The organism is Aeromonas sp. HMWF015 (assembly GCF_963878965.1).
Classification (GTDB): domain Bacteria; phylum Pseudomonadota; class Gammaproteobacteria; order Enterobacterales; family Aeromonadaceae; genus Aeromonas; species Aeromonas veronii.
This window is the reverse complement of record NZ_CAWNZT010000253.1, coordinates 1-1,279: the sequence shown is the minus strand read 5'-3', so window position 1 is coordinate 1,279 and position 1,279 is coordinate 1. Positions and strand designations below refer to the sequence as shown.

Below are 1,279 nucleotides of genomic sequence, written 5' to 3'. Positions count from 1 at the left end.
ATCAGTTCGGCGTGTTCCGCCGTGCTGGTAGGGGCGCATTATAGGGAGCCGCGCCGCGATGACAAGGGCTTTTTCAGCAAAAAAGTTCGTTCGCTCAGATATCAAGCAACCACCTCTTTTTTTGCTCAAAATATCCTCAATCCTGACTATTGCCGGATTTAAATTGAACATTTGAAAAGCCAATTTATAATTGCCATCTCAAATGTTCAATTGGAATGCCCTCATGCATCAAATCCTCGATAGCCATAAGGAAGAGCAAATCGTCCCGCTGTTCCGCTTGGGGTTCCGACCCTTCTTCTTGTTCGGGGCTCTGTTTGCTGCCGTCGCCATGTTGCTCTGGCTGGGGCAGCTCAACGGTTGGCTAACCTTGCCAGGGATTGCCAACCCGATCTGGTGGCACGGCCATGAGATGCTGTTTGGTTTCGGGGCAGCCATCGTCGCGGGTTTTCTGCTCACCGCGGTGCAGAACTGGACGGCCCATCCCGGTGTTCGGAGCTGGCCATTGGCGCTGGTGGTGGGGTTGTGGATGTTGCCAAGGACCTTGTTACCCTGGCTGGGTGAAGAGAATACGCTCCTGATGGCGGCAGACCTGCTCTGGTTGCCGCTTTGTACCTGGTCCCTTGCCAAGCCTATCTTGATAACCCGGCAATGGCGCAACCTCTTCTTCGTGCCCCTGTTGCTGATACTGACCTTGCTCAATGGTGCCAGCTGGTTATGGCAGGCCGATTGGACCACCGTTGAGCACCTATTGATCACCACTGTGCTGTTGTTTACCACCCTGATCGCCGTGATGGGTGGAAGGGTGATTCCGTTCTTCACCGCCCGAGCAACCGGTCAGGAGAAAGCTGCACCTCGACTCTGGCTGGAACGGACTGCGCTCGCGACACTGTGGCTTATCTTGCTCTGCTGGCTGTTACTCCCCACCCAATGGGTCACCAGCATATATATAGTGCCTCTCTATATAGTGGCGGCGAGTTTGCATCTGTGGCGGCAACTACGTTGGCATCTGCCATCGACCCTTGCGCATCCCCTGCTGTGGTCACTCCATCTCGCCTATCTGTTTATCCCTCTTGGCCTGCTCTCCCTTGCGGCACATAGCGCGGGTCTGCCCATCACGTTGTCGATGGCCAGTCACCTGCTCAGCGCAGGCGGTATGGGCACCATGATCCTGGGCATGATCGCGCGAGTCTCCCTCGGCCATAGCGGTCGGGCCTTGCAGGTAGGACGCAGGATCACTGGCGCATTCGCCCTGGTTATCGCTGCCGCTACAATGCGGGTG

At 56.2% G+C, this 1,279-nt stretch carries 1 protein-coding gene; it reads left to right on the top strand.

Annotation, left to right across the window (positions count from 1 at the left end):
* Positions 1–223: 223 nt before the first annotated feature.
* A partial coding sequence (locus AACS18_RS13370) for an NnrS family protein (protein ID WP_108614373.1) occupies positions 224–1,279 on the top strand: 1,056 nt, incomplete at its 3' end.